The following is a 14,525-nucleotide window of genomic DNA, read 5'->3' as shown; positions in this document are numbered from 1 at the left end:
CTTGGCAAAGCCTCTCTTCAGTCGCTGTAGAGCGATCGTCGGCGAGGTTGACTGAGGCATCGGCGGATCTTTCGCGCCGATGGCCTCAGCTCTAGTCACGGCAAACCCCAGCACCGCCGCGCTGCTGTCTTTTTCGCGAACCCTGATTCGACGCGTCACGAAACGCGACCCTAGAACATCTATGGTCGCAGTCGCTATTCAATAGCTGAATAGTACAAAGTCAATTTCTGAGACTACAGGTTGATTTCTCGACTTCACATGTTCTGGTCCAGCTTCGACGGAGACTCCAATGCCGGACGGCGAACAGAAGACCTTGTTCTCAACCTACGACCTAAATGGCCTTGCGCTAAACAATCGTGTCGCCATGGCGTCGATGACGCGCGGCCGCGCCCGGAACGAAGGCCTGGTCCCGACCGAGCTACACGTCGAATACTACCGTCAGCGCGCTACGGCTGGACTCATCCTGACGGAGGCCACGTGGATCAGTCGGGAAAGCATCGGCTTCATCAACGTACCCGGGTTGTTCACGCTCGAACAAGCCGGCGCCTGGCGCAAGGTTGTCGACGGCGTACACGCTAAAGGCGGCCGGATCTACGTCCAGCTTGCGCACACGGGCGCGGTTTCGCACCCCGACTTCTTCGATGGTGAACTCCCGCTGGCTCCGTCCGCGGTCAACCCGGGCTTGATGTCCTTCACGCCAACCGGCTTCAAGGACACGGTGATGCCCCGTGCGATGACGGTCGGCCAGATCAAGGCGACAGTCCTTGACTACGCCGCAGCCGCGCGCAACGCCAAGGCGGCCGGCTTCGATGGCGTCGAACTACATTCGGCGACTACTTATCTCCTCCCACAATTTCTCAATAGCGCTTTGAACGTCCGGCAGGACGAGTACGGCGGCAACCACGAGAACCGCGCGCGCATCGTCATCGAGATCCTCAATGCGCTCGTGGAAGTGTGGGGACCCGGTCGCGTCGGCGTCAAACTCAGCCCTACCATGGCGATGGGCGGATTTGTACCGACCGATCAGACCGTGGCCACCTATGATCACCTGGTCGAGCGCCTCAACGACATTCCCCTCTCGCACCTACAGCTCGTGCGCGCCACGAGCGACTTGACCGGGACACCGATCCGAGCTCTGCAGGATACCGTCGGGTACTACCGACCCAGATTCAAGGGCACACTCATTGCCAACGGGGGTTTCGACAAGCCGTCCGCGAACGCCATTATCGGATCTCGTAACGCCGACTTGGTCTCCTTCGGCAGTTCCTTCATCGGCAACCCTGATCTCGTGCACAGGCTGCGAGACGACGTCGCCCTGAAGCCATCGAGGCGCGATACGTACTACCAGGGCGGAGCCGAAGGCTATATCGACCACCTTGCAACTTCTTAGGCAACCCGAGCCAACCAATCGAAAGGTAGAACAATTTCCGTCATAGTTCGCTTCGAGGCCGCATTTATCGTTTTGCGACTAAGAGCTGTCGAAGCAATCGGCCCTTCGGATAACCGGCACTAGCTACCATCGACATGATCCCGTACCGAACTCGCAACGCGCCGGCCGCGCCGCCGGCGCTTTTCTGCCGCGGGGCTGCGGAGGCGAACTCGACGAGTCCTTGGCAGACCCGGCCCGGGCGGCAAACCGGGACCTCTTCATCGCTGCTCTGAAACACAACTAAAGGTCTTGGCCGTGTGAACACGCGAAGCCACTGAATCGCGACAGAACAAGTCATTCGTTCATGGCCACCTTAGCCGCTCGACGCGCAAGCGAATTCAACTTAGAGGCCTATTCGAAGAACGTCATTCTGCGTCGCGTTTTGATTTTTGAGTTTTTTGCACAGCCAGGGTCAGAAGCAGACACGCACCCAGCCGTTGGGCGCCTCTAACGACCACGATCGAAACATGATAAAAGGCGTTCAGTTTCCGCTCGCGTGGTTGATGATCGCTCGAATCCGAGGTCACGCGGGGAGGTTCGGGAGTGAGGTATTTTGCAAGGCGTCGCCGTGCCCGACCTTGTGCCGGGCGTCCACATCTTTAGCGCCCGAAGCAGGAAAGACGTAGATGGCTGGGACAAGCCCCGGCCACGACAAAAGCTGATTCACGCCTACAACATCTCGCTCCAGAGCGGCTTCAGATGACGCGTTCACCGAACAATCGCACGTTTGCGGCGCGAGGCTTCGCAGCATCTTCCGCGGTTGCCGCGATGAATGAGCTACGCCCACCAGCCAGGTCCGATGGCAGGAGCATGACGCGAATGAATGCGTTGGCCCCACCGCTAGTGTTAAGTCCAACGACGGTCTCCTGACCGGATTCGAACCACGCTTGGCCCGCCTCGATCCGATCGATGCAGTCACCAACCTGGGCCAATAGTTGGCCGCACTCGAGCCGTCGAATACCCGGCCCGCGATGTCGATGGGCCGGCGTCTGGGCACCCGAGAGCGACTCGACGCGGTCGGCGCGGATCATGCAACCGCCCTTCGGAACGACGACGAGACGGGACAACAGGATAGATAGGCCCGTTTCGCGGCGCGTAGCCGTCGTGCCCCGCCCGACCTCGTAAATCCAAGCAGGATGCGAGCTTTCGATAATGTCGCCCTCGCCGGCAAACGCTCCTTCTCCGGTGGCGATATCGGTGCCGGCAACGGTCACGGCGCCACCTGCCGCATAGACGAAGGCATGCCCGCCTGGGGCGACCGTGCATCGCGAGGCGGGAGCGAGATCGTAGACAGTCATCCGCCACGACTGGCTGCTCATAGTCTTCTCCGAAACTCAGGCTTGCTTCGCCTTCGCGATCACACTGCGCAGGATCGGGCTTCCCACCTCCGTGAACTCATTCAGGATATCGAAATGTCCCCATCGCGGCAGTGTGTGGACTTCCGGATTGAGGTGGCTGCGATGAAGATGGTGCGAATAGCGGTAGGTTTGCTCGATCCAGTGCCAGGGCTCGAGGCCGCCGACGAACAGCGTCGTCGGGCACTTGGCGAAGACTGGCCGGCGCTCGACGTCTCGTCGCAGCGCGATGTCTTCGGTCAACCGGACTTCGGCGTTGACGCTGGTTCCCATGACCGGACGCGGATTGTAGATGCCGCTGATCATGACGGCTCCAATGATGAAGGTCGGGTCAATGCCTGCGGCCGCCCAATCATGCGCCATACATTCGGCGGTGAGATGCGCGCCGGCTGAGTGCCCCGACAGGCTGATCCGGCGCGGGTCGCCGCCGAAGCTGGATGCTTCGCGCCGGACCCAGTCCACGGCAGCAATGGCCGACTCGGCCACACCGTCGAGAGTCGAGGCAGGGCAAAGCTCGTAATTGGCGATAACGGTGGTGATCCCGGCGGCAACAAGCGGCATGGCGACGAAGGCAAAATTTTGCTTATCCTGTGCTCGCCAGTACCCCCCGTGAAAGAAGACATGGACAGGCGCGAGCGTGTCCCCGGCTGGGGCTGGATAGACATCCAACTTCCGCAGCGCATGCTCGCCATAGGCGCGATCCGCGCGCCGCTCCAGGTTCGTCAATGCTGTCGCGTTGATCGCTGCCCGGCTTGCTTGAGCATCTTTGAAGTTCGGAAACGCCGCCTGCGGGTTGTATTGAAATTCATGCTCGGTCGGGGAGAGTGATGACCAGAACGGCTTTTCGGCGGACATGGGACTTCCTCATTCTCAATCACGATGCTGGTCGGTTTCTTCGCCGCGACGCGAGAAATCAGCCATTGCGCCCTACGCACCCTCCATTCTACTATCAACCAATACTACCCAACTGCAACCAATTCTGACCTGACGCAGACGACTTCTTGCACTTTCAATATGGTAGGCCCGAATGGCATATCCGCGGCTTACGGCAGCAGGACCAAATTAGACCCAAATGACCCAGACGCTGGCCAGACATTCGGACGAAGCAAGCGCGCGTATCAAGTCTGATTCCGATAGCGCGGCCATCTACCAGAGCCTGAGAAGTTCTATCGTTGAAGGACGGTTGCGGACTGGCACCCGGCTTCCTACCGAACGTGCACTGGCATCGCGCTTCGGCGCCGGACGCAATACAGTGCGCAAGACGATGAACCAGCTTGTCGATGAAGGGCTGATTGTGCGCCATGTCGGGCGCGGCACATTCGTTGCCCGCAGCCAGGACAAGGGCGCGCCGGCGACGACCGAGGATTCGGAATTCGGCCTCGGCGAGCTACTCGAGGCGCGTCTCATGTTCGAGCCGGCGCTGGCGGAGTTGGTTGCAGAAAGGGCGAGCGAGGAAGACCTTGCCGCCCTAACGACCTACCTTCACGCGCTTCGCGACGCCAAGACCTGGAGCGAATTCAAAGAAGCCAAATATGCGCTTCATCTCGCGATCGTCCGCGCCTCCCGCAACAGTTTTCTCATTTCGATCTTTGAACGGATCTTAGAGTCGCGACGCAAAGCCGGTTGGAGCCGGCCCGTAAGTCACCCACTTCCGATGAGTGCCGTTCGCGAGGCGGCGGCGCACGACAATGCGGCAATCGTCGATGCCCTCACCCGGCGAGATGCAGCAACCGCGCGCGAACTCATCCGCAGCTATCTGCTGCGGACGCTGATGTCGGTCAGCGAGAGCTAGACGACCCATGAACGTCAGCGCTGGTCCATTCTTCGCTGCAAGCCGCGGCCGACCAGCGTGAGCGCCAGCGCGGTAATCAGGATCGCCAACCCTGGGAAGGCCGACATCCAGGGCGCCAGCAGAATGTAATCCTTGCCCTGCTGAAGTATCGCGCCCCAATCGGGGGTCGGTGGCTGCACACCAAGGCCAAGAAATCCAAGTGCAGACTGAATTTGCAGCACCAGGGGAAACAGCACCATGCACTGGACCAGGATGAGCGGCAGAACGTTGCGGCTGACGTGGTGGAACAGGATCCAAGGCTCGGACAGCCCGATGCTGCGCGCCGCCTCCACATAGGTCAGCGCGCTCTCGGACATGGCGCCGGAGCGGGCGATCCGAAAAAACACAGGGACGTAGACCACGGTCAGGGCAAAGACGAGGTTGACCGTCTTCGGACCGAGAATGCCGGTCACCATGACGCCGAGAATGATCGGCGGAAAGCTCAGGATCACATCAATGAGGCGGCCCAGCACCATGTCGATGCGCCCGCCCACGAATCCCGAGATCTGGCCCAAGCTGCCGCCGATCAGCGCTGCCGCGATCAAGGAGGACGCACAGATCGACAAGGTGATGCGCGCGCCATGAAAGACCCTCGCGAACACGTCGCGGCCGACATCGTCTGTGCCGAACAGATGTAGCGCGGACGGCGCCTCCATTGCGCCCTGAACATCGACCGCGGTTGGCGACTGCCCGGTGAACAGGCCGGGAAACAGCACGATCAGCACCACAGCGGTAAGGATCACAACACCCAACGCGAGATCCGGCTCGCGGCGCGCGCGACCGACGATCCAGGAGAACTGGCTGGGACTGGATTGAGCGATAGAGGAAGCATTCATTGCAAAGCCTAGCTCAGGCGGACACGTGGATCGATTATCCGGTAAAGAAGGTCGACGACCAGGTTGACCAGCATAGCGATGACGACGACAACGAGAAGCCCGGCCTGAAGCACGGGATAATCGCGCGTCTCAATCGACGAGAGCAGAAGCCTACCGAGGCCGGGCAGCGCAAACAGGCTCTCGATGATGACGGCGCCGCCGAGAATCTGGATCAGGATCAGTCCCATGAAGGTGATCAGCGGTATCGCGATGTTGCGCAGCACATGCTTGAAGAACACCATCCGCGTCGGTACGCCCTTGGCGACGGCCGTACGCACGTAGTCCTGCCCGAGGGCGGATACGACGCTTTGCCGCACGAACTGGCTATAGGCGGCGGCCTGCAGCAAGGCAAGGCTGAGCACCGGCAGCATCAGTATCGATAGATTGTCGGTCAGCGATTGCGTCGGCGGAGCGTAAACCAAAGGCGGCGACCAGTCGAAAGCGACGGAGACGCCAACCAGCAGCATCAGGCCGATCCAGAAGACTGGCGCCGCGAGGCCAAGCAGATTGAAGGTCTGGATCAGGCGGTCGAGCGCGCGGCCTTCGTAAATCGCCGCGACAACGCCGAGCGGCACGCCGACAAGCGTCGCAAGTAGAAGTGTCGCGGTCGAGAGCTCGATCGTCACGCCCAGTGCCGACCCAATCATGCCAAGGACCGGCTGACCGCGTGTCCAGCTCGTGCCAAAATCGGCCGTAACGACATGCCCCAACCAACGGAGGTATTGCTGCCACACAGGCTGATCGAGCCCGAAGAACTCGCGCAGCGCCTTGGCAGCGACGACATCGCTGGTCTGCCCGAGCATCTGCCCGACAACGTCTCCAGGCACTGAACGCACCAGCAGGAATATCACGATCGATGCGAGCAGCGCCGTGAATAAAGATGCGGACAGTCGTTTCGCGAGGTAGTTGGCCATCGAATTCGGCTTTTGAGCCCGGTTGCTTAGCTTCGTATCGGGACGAAAGCGACGGCGCACACCGCCGCTTGCGTTTCATCATCAGGCGATCCAGGCCCGCGCCAGGCCGTAGTACCACCCGGTCGGATGCTGCTCGTAGTTCCGGACCTTCTCGTTCCGAACGACGATATGGTCGGCCGAGAACAGCATGATCGTCGGCACGCTTTCGGCCATGATCTTCTGGAAGTTGTTGTAGATCTCCCGGCGCTTCGCAGGATCGTTTTCGATGCGGCCGTCGTCGAGCAGCTTGCTCGCCGCCTCGTTGTTCCAGTTGCGGAAATCAGCACCTCCCGGCGCTTTGTGGAAGTGCCTATAGAAAAGTAGGTGCGGGTCAGGCACGGTCGCCCAGTCGTTGAACGTGAAACCCATTTGCTTCGACTGGAAGTTCTTCACCCAAACACCGAGCTCTATGCGCTGAATTGCCAGCTTGATACCGATCTTGGCAAGCTGCTCGCGGAGCGTAACGGCGGCGGCATCCATCCAATCGTATCCGATGATGGTGGTCAGCGTCAGCTCGAAGCCATCCGGATGACCGGCTTCCGCCAGAAGCTTCTTGGCAGCGGCGATGTCGACTGACCGGTTTGGCAATTGGTCGAGTGGAACGCCCCAGCTCTCCTGCATGCCAGCGACCATGGTTCCGATGACCTTGCCGAGACCGCCGACCGAAGCCCGCATGATCTCCTGTTTGTCGACACCGAGAGCGATGGCCCGGCGCACCCGCTCGTCGTCAAGCGGCTTGAGCTCGGAGCCGAGGTCGATTGCTTTCTGGTTGAACGAGAGCGAGCGCTCGACGACGAGTCCGGCCACGCCTTCGACCTGCTTGAGATCTTGCGGGCGGGCCAGCGTCGCGATGTCGACACGCTTGTTTCTCAATCCGACCAGGAGGCTCGCCGCATTCGGGACGAACACGAAGTTGATGCGATCGAGATAGGGCAGGCCCGGCTCCCAGTAGTCGGGATTGCGGACCAGCGTCGCATTGCTGTTCGGCTTGAATTCGGAAAGCTTGAACGGGCCGGTACCGACGCTGGCCTGGTTGAGTTTGGTCTTGGCATCTGCGTCATCGAAATAACCGGCCGGCACCACGCCGCCATACTTGTTGCCGAGCGTCATGGGCAGCGCCGCGTTGGGCGACGAGATGCTGACCTTGACGGTCGCGTCATCGATCGCCTCGACGCCGGAAATGATGGCGAAATCACCAGCGCCGGGTGAGCCGTTCTTGGGATCCCGGATGTAGTTGTAGCTATAGGCCACATCCTTCGCGGTCATTGGCTGACCAGTGTGGAATTTGACGCCCTTGCGCAGACGCACGGTATAAACGAGCCGATCGCTGGACAGATCGAAACCCTCGGCCAGCAGCGGCATAGCCGTTCCATCCGGGCTTTCATAGAACAGGCCCTGATACATAAGGACAGTTAGCCGGATACGCGCGTCCGCAGCCTGATGAAAGGGGTCGAGCCCCGGGGGCTCCACCAGCAGGCCCATGTTCAGCGTGCCGCCCGACTTCGCGTCGGACGCCTTGGGACCGTACAGATCACTCGCGCGAGCGGGCCCCAGGATGGCCGCGACTCCGGCCATGCCACCAAGCGCCAGCAATGTGCGTCGGTCCATTAAACCGAAAGTACAGGAACTGGCCATTATTTTTGTCCTTCTCGTCAGGGGCTGTGATTTCGAACTCGGGTTTTTCACTGCGCGTCGCCGCCCTCAATTGTCGACCGGCTCACTCGCGGTAAGCCACGACCATCTCGATCTCGACGGCACAATTGCGTGGCAATTCGGCGACACCGACAGCGGAGCGCGCGTGGCGTCCCGCATCGCCGAAGATCTTGCCGAGCAGGTCGGATGCGGCATCGAGAACCTTGGGCTGGTCGTTGAAGCCGGGCGCGGACGCCACGAACCCCGTGACCTTCAGGACGCGCTCGATACGGTCCAGATTTCCCAGCGCCTGTTTCAGGCAGGCGAGCCCCTGCAGAATGCAAATGCGCGCCTCACCGCAAGCTGTATCGAGCGAGACGGCGCCGCCCACCTTGCCCTGCACCCTCACCTCACCGTCGACCTTGGGAAGCTGCCCCGCGACGTGCGCAAAGCCGCCATGGAGAGTCACCGGGACGTAGTTGAAGGCGGGCGACGCCGCTTCGGGCAAGCTAATGCCGAGTTCGGTGAGACGTTGTTCAATCATGAGCTTGCTCCAGCTTGGGAACCAGGAGATCGTGGACAAGAGCGCCGAGATCATAACGAGGCGAAAAGCCCGTCGCCGTCTCGAGCCGTCTGCCGCTGATCAGCGGAAAGAGAAGCGCAGGCGCGATGCGCTCGAACGAGATCCGGGCACCGGGCTTCGCGCGTCGGAGCTCATCGATGACATCGAGAATGCTCGCCTCGAAGCCCTTGAGATTATAGACCGGTTCGAGCGACCCGGAATGGCGCAAAACGGCCAGAACCGCGCGGGCGACATCGCCGACATGCATCAGATCGACCGGTTGATCGTGGAATGCGACCTCTGCGTCCCGGCCATCGCGTGCGGCGGAGAACAGGTCAACGATCGCACTTGCCGCGCCCTGGTACCAGAGCCCCTGCCCGAGCACCAACGGAAGACGCAGGCCGACGATCTCGATGCTGTGCCGCCTCGCCATGAAGACAGATAATGCCTCCGCCAACTGCTTGGTCAGACCGTACCAGGTGGTTGGCGCAGGCTTGTCATCTTCGTCGACGCGGGCCGCATCGTAATCCGACGCCGGCCCGTAAATGACAGTCGAGCTGGTCCAAACGATGCGACGGACGCCGGCGGCGCACGCCGCCTCGATGAGCGCGCCATGGCCGGCGACATTGATCGCGAGCGCGGCATCGGCTTCGCTCTCGCCGGACCGCATCAGACCAAGCCTGCCGACACTATGCGCGACACAGGATACGACGGCTTCGGGCTTGAATCGCGAGAAAACTGCGTCGAGCGCAGCCCGGTCGCCGATCGACCCTTCGACTGTCTGGTACCGACCGGCCAAATCCCAGAGCCTGTCTTCCGCCATCGACGGTCCGAACAGCACCGGGGCGTATCCGGCCTGAACCAGTGCACGCACGACATGCGAACCCACGAAGCCAAGTCCGCCGGCGACCAGGACGGTCCGAACCGGGTACGGCATCCGCTCAGAGGGAAAGATCGTCACGGATGCAGGCCTTCCAATGACCGGGAGCCGTTTCGCGCAGCGGCGGAACAGCCTTGGCGCAATCGGGCAGAACGAAGGGGCAGCGCGTCCGGAAGACGCAGCCCGATGGCGGAGCGCTCGGGCTTGGGATCTCGCCCGAGAGTACGATGCGGTCGCCACGCGGTCGCGCTCCAGGCGCCGCATGCATCAACGCGGCCGTGTAAGGGTGAGCGGTTCGGCCGAACAGCGCCGAGTTCTCTGCGAGTTCCATCACCCGCCCGAGGTAGAGCACCATCACCCTATCCGAGATGACTTCCACGACCGACAGATCGTGACTGATGAACATCATTGTCAGCGACAAATCGCGTTGGAGACCCTGCAACAGGTTGAGCACCTCGGCCTGAATCGAGACGTCGAGCGCCGAGACCGGCTCGTCCGCGACGATGAAGCTCGGGTTCGAGGCGAGCGTTCGTGCAATCGCCACGCGCTGCCGCTGACCACCCGAGAAGGCCCTCGGATAACGTTTGAGATGCTCGCGCGTTAGACCAACTTTTTCGAGCAGCAACTCAGCTTCTTCGAGCGCTTTCGCCTTATTCAGACCGCGATGGAGGCGAATGGGCTCGATCAGCGCATCACCGATCGTCATCCGCGGATTGAGGCTTGCGAACGGATCCTGGAAGATCATCTGCATGTGCCGGCGGAAGCGCCGCAGATCCTGGGGCGCGAGAGCACCCAGATCTTGCCCGGCGTAGCTTACCGTCCCGGCCGTCGGCGTCAGCAGACGCAACGCGAGCCGGCCGATCGTCGACTTTCCCGAGCCGGATTCGCCGACCACGCCGAGGACCTGTCCCTTGTCGAGCGTGAACGAGACCTCTTCGACCGCGCGAACGGCCGGATTGGTGCCGAAATGCTTGGTTAAGCCTGTGACCGCCAACAAGGTTTGGCTGGACTCCTGACCGTGGAGAAGTTCGGACCGCGCTGGCATCATGATACAAGCTCTCGCCAACGGAAGCAGCGCGACACGTGGTCTGAACCAACGGCCTCGAGTTCCGGCACCTTCTCGCTGCACGCGGCGACGGCGATCCCGCAACGCGGATGAAACCGGCAGCCTGCCGGCGGACTCAGCGGCGTCGGCAACACGCCCGGAATGGGCGCGAGGCGTGCGCCATGGCCCGCTCCGTGAGGAGCACAGGCAAGTAGCGCCTTCGTATAAGGGTGACGCGGATTGGCGAGAACTTCGCCTGCCGGGCCCTGCTCCACGATCTGGCTCGCATACATCACCGCTACCTTGTCGGCGATCTCCTTGACGAGCTGCAGGTCATGGGTGACGAAGATCAAAGCCATGCCGCGCTCCTTCTGCAACCGCTTCAGGAGCCCAATAATCTGAGCCTGGACCGTCACGTCGAGCGCCGTGGTCGGCTCGTCGGCGATCAGCAGCGTCGGATCGCAGGCAAGCGCAATCGCTATCATGACCCGCTGGCGCATGCCGCCGGACAGTTGATGGGGAAACGCATCGACACGCCGCTCCGGATCGGTGATGCCGACATCGCGCAGCAGGGTGATCGCCATCTGTCGCGCCGTGCGGCGGTCGAGCTTCTTGTGGATGCGGATCGGCTCTGCGATCTGATCTCCGATCGGGAACACCGGGTTGAGGCTGGACATCGGATCCTGAAAAATCATCGCGATGTCTCGACCTCGGATACCGGCCATCTCAGCGTCGGACGCAGCCGCAAGATCGAGAGATCGGCCGTCGCGATTGCGAAAGCGGATCTGACCACCCTCGATGCGTCCACCGATTCTCGCCTTTTGCCGCCCGAGCAGACGCATGACGGTCAGGCCGGTAACCGACTTGCCCGAGCCGGATTCACCAACGATCGCCAACGTCTCGCCATGGACCACGGAAAGCGTCACGCCATTTACAGCCTTGACGATTCCGGCGTCGGTATAAAACCAGGTCTTCAGGTCATCGATTTCGAGCACGGGCTGGCACTTGGCCATTCCGACCTGCTCGAGATCCTCAACGGACGGCATGACGCTCGACCGCATCCCAGTCCACATCAATGCCGAGACCAGGAGCATCCGGAACGGTGATGGCACCATCCTCTGGAGCGAGAGGATTCTTCAGGACGGAATCGCGGAGCGGGTTCGTTCCGACGTCGTATTCGAGAAGCGTCGGCCGCGGAATATTGTTGGAATGAGGGTAGACCGGCAGTGACGCGACGAAATGGACGGCGGCCGCAAGTCCGACCCCGGTCCCCCAGACATGGGGCGACAGGCGTAGATGCTCCATCATGGCGAGTTGGGCGACCTGCTTTCCTTGCCAAAAGCCGCCGCAAAGAGACAGGTCTGGCTGCACCACGTCCACTGCACGCCGGTCGATCAGCCTCTTGAAGTCGAAGCTCGTATAAAGTGCCTCACCTGTCGCCAACGGCACCGGACTCCAGCGCTGGAGCAGTTCGTACCCAGCGAAATCCTGGGGCGCCAGCGGCTCCTCGACCCAGCCGATTTTATAGCGAGCGATCCGAGTAATGCTCTCTCGCGCGAGGTCGAGCGTATAGTTCGAATTGATATCAACCAGGATTTCGACTTTTTCGCCAAGGATCTGGCGAGCACGCGCAACGCGTTCTTCGTCGTCAGCGGGCGACACACCGATCTTGATCTTGATTGAGCGGTGGCCCGCCTTTGCCATCGCCTCAATCTGCGGCTCGAAATCTCGCGCGCTATTCTCAGTCAGATAACCACCAGAGGCATAGATCGGAACACGTGCGCTGTGCTTGCCCCCGATCAGCCGGTGGACCGGCTGCCCAAGCTTCTTGCCCGCTGCATCCTTTGCGGCCATGTCGACGCCGGAAATGCACCAGGTGAGCGCTCCCTGCACGCCGAAATGATAGTGACGCGCCTGCATCAGGGCGAAGCCGGCCTCGACATCGAGCACATGGGTTCCAACCAGATAACCCTTAAGCAGCGGCAACATGGCGAGATTGACCTGCGGAATGCCCCAGCATTCGCCGATGCCCTCGGTGCCGTCCTCAAGCCGAAGTCGGACCAGCGTTGTAGCCCGTGCGGTCGCAAGCGACTTCGACATGCCGTAAGCTTTGCCCGCGGGCAGCTGCGCTTGAACCGCGATGAACTCGATATCGCTGATAATCATGGCCGAGCCTCATGCCCCGTAGAGCGCACCCAATTCCGATCAATTCAAGCCAATCGTGAACCAGGTTGGCAACCAATGCAAGATCCAAACTGACATGGCACGACAGCGTGGACGCTGTCGCGGCGCCAGAGTTGGTCGTCACTCGAGGCGACTTGCCGCTGGCGGGGATCCGATGGCATTCCTCACGAGGTTGCGCATCCTTGGGCTGTCGACTGATCCAAGACTTGCAATCAGCATGCGAGGCATCAACAAGCTTCGGCCGTTGACCACCGCGGCGGTCCTCCCTCTAGCGCTGTGCAATGCATCGGCTGCGACATGCACCAAACTGTAGACTCGCAGAGAATGTTATGGATTTTGTTCACCGATAAGCTTTGCGACCAAACCTTACCAGCGGCGAATGGATAGGCTTTGGCGTCACAGACGCCTCAATGTCGCTGTCAGGAAATTCCTCTTGTCGCCATGTTCTCTTGAACCTCATTTCCCACTTTAATAAGCTGTTGCAAGCTCCCAACGACCGCGGCAGCAACCACTCGAGGGGCCTTGGCGATGCGATGACAGGCTTGGTCCGTTCGGGACTAGGGGTGTCTCGTCAACCTTCCTGAAATCGCTCGCCTTTTTCGCACCAGGCACGCGCAATCTACGGTCCTAGCCACGGACCTTTTTGCAGCCTCGCGACCGTAGTTTGCAGCCATCTCCGCAGCGCGCCGGCCTGGCCCGGCTCCCTACTCTCCTCCGCCAAGTCCAAGCAGATGCGCTCCATGCGCGCGAGCTCGTCGATGTCGAGCCGATCCCGCCCCATAGCGCGGATCAGCACCCGCGGCGCCCTCGCTCAGGTCAAGGACAGGCCGCGTGAGGAGCCTTCGACCGCGACATGCGTTAAGGACCAGAGCAGGAGGACGGAGGCGGGTTATGAGTACCATCCCTCTAGACCTTCGACGAAGGTTCGAACAGCGCTGGGCCGCCCGATTTCCGCCGTCGGGGATAGCGGTTGCAACTCGATGGGATCGGCCTGAGAAGCAGGATCAACAGCTGGCCAAGCCCAAAGGGCAAAGAAAAAATTCGCCAGGCGAACCTAGCTCGTTCAAGGTCAGCGCTAGCGGCGTGAGCGCGGATTGAAGCCGCCACGACGCGCATTAGCTCGCGCGCCTGCCGAGCCACCAGTAATCGACAATTTGACTCTCTCTCGCGCCGCGCTTCGATGGCGGAATGCGCCTCAGAAGATCACATTCGGCAACATGCGTGGCGCCGGCGTGCGCGGTGTCCTGGTGTACTGCGCAGTGCTGACCGCAGGTCCGATAGCGTTCGTCGATCCGACATCGAGCCCCGGTTCATCTGCTCGGCAGGCGTGGCGCGGAAGTGCGGCCGGCCTTCAACTGGAACGCCGAAGGGCCTATCGGTGGCATGGGGCTATCGGTAGCCGCCTAAAGACGGCCCCGGCCTTGTGGGCATGGGCCGGGGCCGCCGGAGGTGATGCTCGGACCTTGCGTAGGGCGAGCGCCCTAAGCCTAGGACAGTTCGGTAATCAGCTCTGTTCGCTTCCGCACCTTGGCTATATGCGGTTTCCGTCCTGGAACGGAGCAGCTGCAATGAAAGACATGCAGGCTCAGTTGGAAAAGCTCCGCACAGATGCGGCCGAGTGCGCCCTCATCCGCGACCTGGCGACCGATCCGAAGAAGCGTGAGCTGTTCACCAGGCTGGCCGATCACCTGACGGTTCTCGCCTCAGAAGTTGAACGCGCAATCGCGGACAGTATGAAGCCCACCAGATGAAGACAGGCTGACGGCGGCCTTTCGAGGA

13 protein-coding genes are annotated in these 14,525 nt (G+C 61.3%); 3 read left to right on the top strand and 10 right to left on the bottom strand.

From position 1 onward, the window contains the following. Window positions 1-289 precede the first annotated feature (289 nt). Entirely contained in the window at window positions 290-1,390 is a 1,101-nt protein-coding gene (locus ACLFLU_RS17235; protein WP_426413352.1) for an alkene reductase, read from the top strand. 734 nt (window positions 1,391-2,124) lie between these two features. Here the strand turns inward: ACLFLU_RS17235 and ACLFLU_RS17230 are convergent. Both ACLFLU_RS17230 and ACLFLU_RS17225 read right to left on the bottom strand, forming a co-directional pair. Then, window positions 2,125-2,643: a hypothetical protein gene (locus ACLFLU_RS17230; protein WP_426413351.1), complete on the bottom strand. Its 519-nt coding sequence runs from the start codon at window positions 2,641-2,643 to the stop codon at window positions 2,125-2,127. A gap of 120 nt (window positions 2,644-2,763) precedes the next feature. Next, window positions 2,764-3,639 (bottom strand): alpha/beta hydrolase, encoded by an 876-nt coding sequence (locus ACLFLU_RS17225; RefSeq protein WP_426413350.1) that lies wholly within the window; start codon window positions 3,637-3,639, stop codon window positions 2,764-2,766. 217 nt (window positions 3,640-3,856) lie between these two features. Between ACLFLU_RS17225 and ACLFLU_RS17220 the strand changes: the two genes are divergently transcribed. Further along, complete coding sequence (locus ACLFLU_RS17220; RefSeq protein WP_426413349.1) at window positions 3,857-4,576, top strand: FadR/GntR family transcriptional regulator; 720 nt, start codon at window positions 3,857-3,859, stop codon at window positions 4,574-4,576. 14 nt (window positions 4,577-4,590) lie between these two features. Here the strand turns inward: ACLFLU_RS17220 and ACLFLU_RS17215 are convergent, their stop codons facing one another. From ACLFLU_RS17215 to ACLFLU_RS17180, 8 genes are all read right to left on the bottom strand, one after another. Beyond that, window positions 4,591-5,451, bottom strand: coding sequence for an ABC transporter permease (locus tag ACLFLU_RS17215; RefSeq protein ID WP_426413348.1), 861 nt, complete (start codon window positions 5,449-5,451; stop codon window positions 4,591-4,593). Window positions 5,452-5,459: 8 nt separating this feature from the next. Continuing rightward, window positions 5,460-6,404 (bottom strand): ABC transporter permease, encoded by a 945-nt coding sequence (locus ACLFLU_RS17210; RefSeq protein WP_426413347.1) that lies wholly within the window; start codon window positions 6,402-6,404, stop codon window positions 5,460-5,462. Window positions 6,405-6,485: 81 nt separating this feature from the next. Then, window positions 6,486-8,129: an ABC transporter substrate-binding protein gene (locus tag ACLFLU_RS17205; protein WP_426413346.1), complete on the bottom strand. Its 1,644-nt coding sequence runs from the start codon at window positions 8,127-8,129 to the stop codon at window positions 6,486-6,488. Window positions 8,130-8,160: 31 nt separating this feature from the next. Beyond that, window positions 8,161-8,619, bottom strand: a complete 459-nt coding sequence (locus tag ACLFLU_RS17200) for a RidA family protein (RefSeq protein ID WP_426413345.1) — start codon at window positions 8,617-8,619, stop codon at window positions 8,161-8,163. Beyond that, window positions 8,612-9,598 (bottom strand): NAD-dependent epimerase/dehydratase family protein, encoded by a 987-nt coding sequence (locus ACLFLU_RS17195; protein WP_426413344.1) that lies wholly within the window; start codon window positions 9,596-9,598, stop codon window positions 8,612-8,614. Before ACLFLU_RS17195 ends, ACLFLU_RS17200 begins: the two co-directional genes overlap by 8 nt. Next, entirely contained in the window at window positions 9,579-10,562 is a 984-nt protein-coding gene (locus ACLFLU_RS17190) for an ABC transporter ATP-binding protein (RefSeq protein WP_426414011.1), read from the bottom strand. The genes ACLFLU_RS17195 and ACLFLU_RS17190 overlap by 20 nt, the downstream gene beginning before the upstream one ends. After that, window positions 10,562-11,608 (bottom strand): ABC transporter ATP-binding protein, encoded by a 1,047-nt coding sequence (locus tag ACLFLU_RS17185; RefSeq protein WP_426413343.1) that lies wholly within the window; start codon window positions 11,606-11,608, stop codon window positions 10,562-10,564. Before ACLFLU_RS17185 ends, ACLFLU_RS17190 begins: the two co-directional genes overlap by 1 nt. Next, window positions 11,595-12,728: a mandelate racemase/muconate lactonizing enzyme family protein gene (locus tag ACLFLU_RS17180; RefSeq protein WP_426413342.1), complete on the bottom strand. Its 1,134-nt coding sequence runs from the start codon at window positions 12,726-12,728 to the stop codon at window positions 11,595-11,597. The genes ACLFLU_RS17185 and ACLFLU_RS17180 overlap by 14 nt, the downstream gene beginning before the upstream one ends. Before the next feature lie 1,586 nt (window positions 12,729-14,314). Here ACLFLU_RS17180 and ACLFLU_RS17175 point away from each other — a divergent pair. Continuing rightward, complete coding sequence (locus tag ACLFLU_RS17175; protein WP_426413341.1) at window positions 14,315-14,497, top strand: hypothetical protein; 183 nt, start codon at window positions 14,315-14,317, stop codon at window positions 14,495-14,497. Window positions 14,498-14,525 lie beyond the last annotated feature (28 nt).

It is taken from the genome of Bradyrhizobium ganzhouense, from assembly GCF_049949285.1.
GTDB lineage: Bacteria > Pseudomonadota > Alphaproteobacteria > Rhizobiales > Xanthobacteraceae > Bradyrhizobium > Bradyrhizobium ganzhouense.
Note: the sequence above shows the minus strand (reverse complement) of the source record. Positions and strands in the feature narration are given on the sequence as shown.

Coding starts and splice junctions, on each gene's coding strand:
- ACLFLU_RS17200 (WP_426413345.1), bottom strand. CDS start 8,619: ATGATTGAACAACGTCTCACCGAACTCGGCATTAGCTTGCCCGAAGCG.
- ACLFLU_RS17175 (WP_426413341.1), top strand. CDS start 14,315: ATGAAAGACATGCAGGCTCAGTTGGAAAAGCTCCGCACAGATGCGGCC.
- ACLFLU_RS17210 (WP_426413347.1), bottom strand. CDS start 6,404: ATGGCCAACTACCTCGCGAAACGACTGTCCGCATCTTTATTCACGGCG.
- ACLFLU_RS17190 (WP_426414011.1), bottom strand. CDS start 10,562: ATGCCAGCGCGGTCCGAACTTCTCCACGGTCAGGAGTCCAGCCAAACC.
- ACLFLU_RS17185 (WP_426413343.1), bottom strand. CDS start 11,608: ATGCCGTCCGTTGAGGATCTCGAGCAGGTCGGAATGGCCAAGTGCCAG.
- ACLFLU_RS17225 (WP_426413350.1), bottom strand. CDS start 3,639: ATGTCCGCCGAAAAGCCGTTCTGGTCATCACTCTCCCCGACCGAGCAT.
- ACLFLU_RS17215 (WP_426413348.1), bottom strand. CDS start 5,451: ATGAATGCTTCCTCTATCGCTCAATCCAGTCCCAGCCAGTTCTCCTGG.
- ACLFLU_RS17220 (WP_426413349.1), top strand. CDS start 3,857: ATGACCCAGACGCTGGCCAGACATTCGGACGAAGCAAGCGCGCGTATC.
- ACLFLU_RS17235 (WP_426413352.1), top strand. CDS start 290: ATGCCGGACGGCGAACAGAAGACCTTGTTCTCAACCTACGACCTAAAT.
- ACLFLU_RS17180 (WP_426413342.1), bottom strand. CDS start 12,728: ATGATTATCAGCGATATCGAGTTCATCGCGGTTCAAGCGCAGCTGCCC.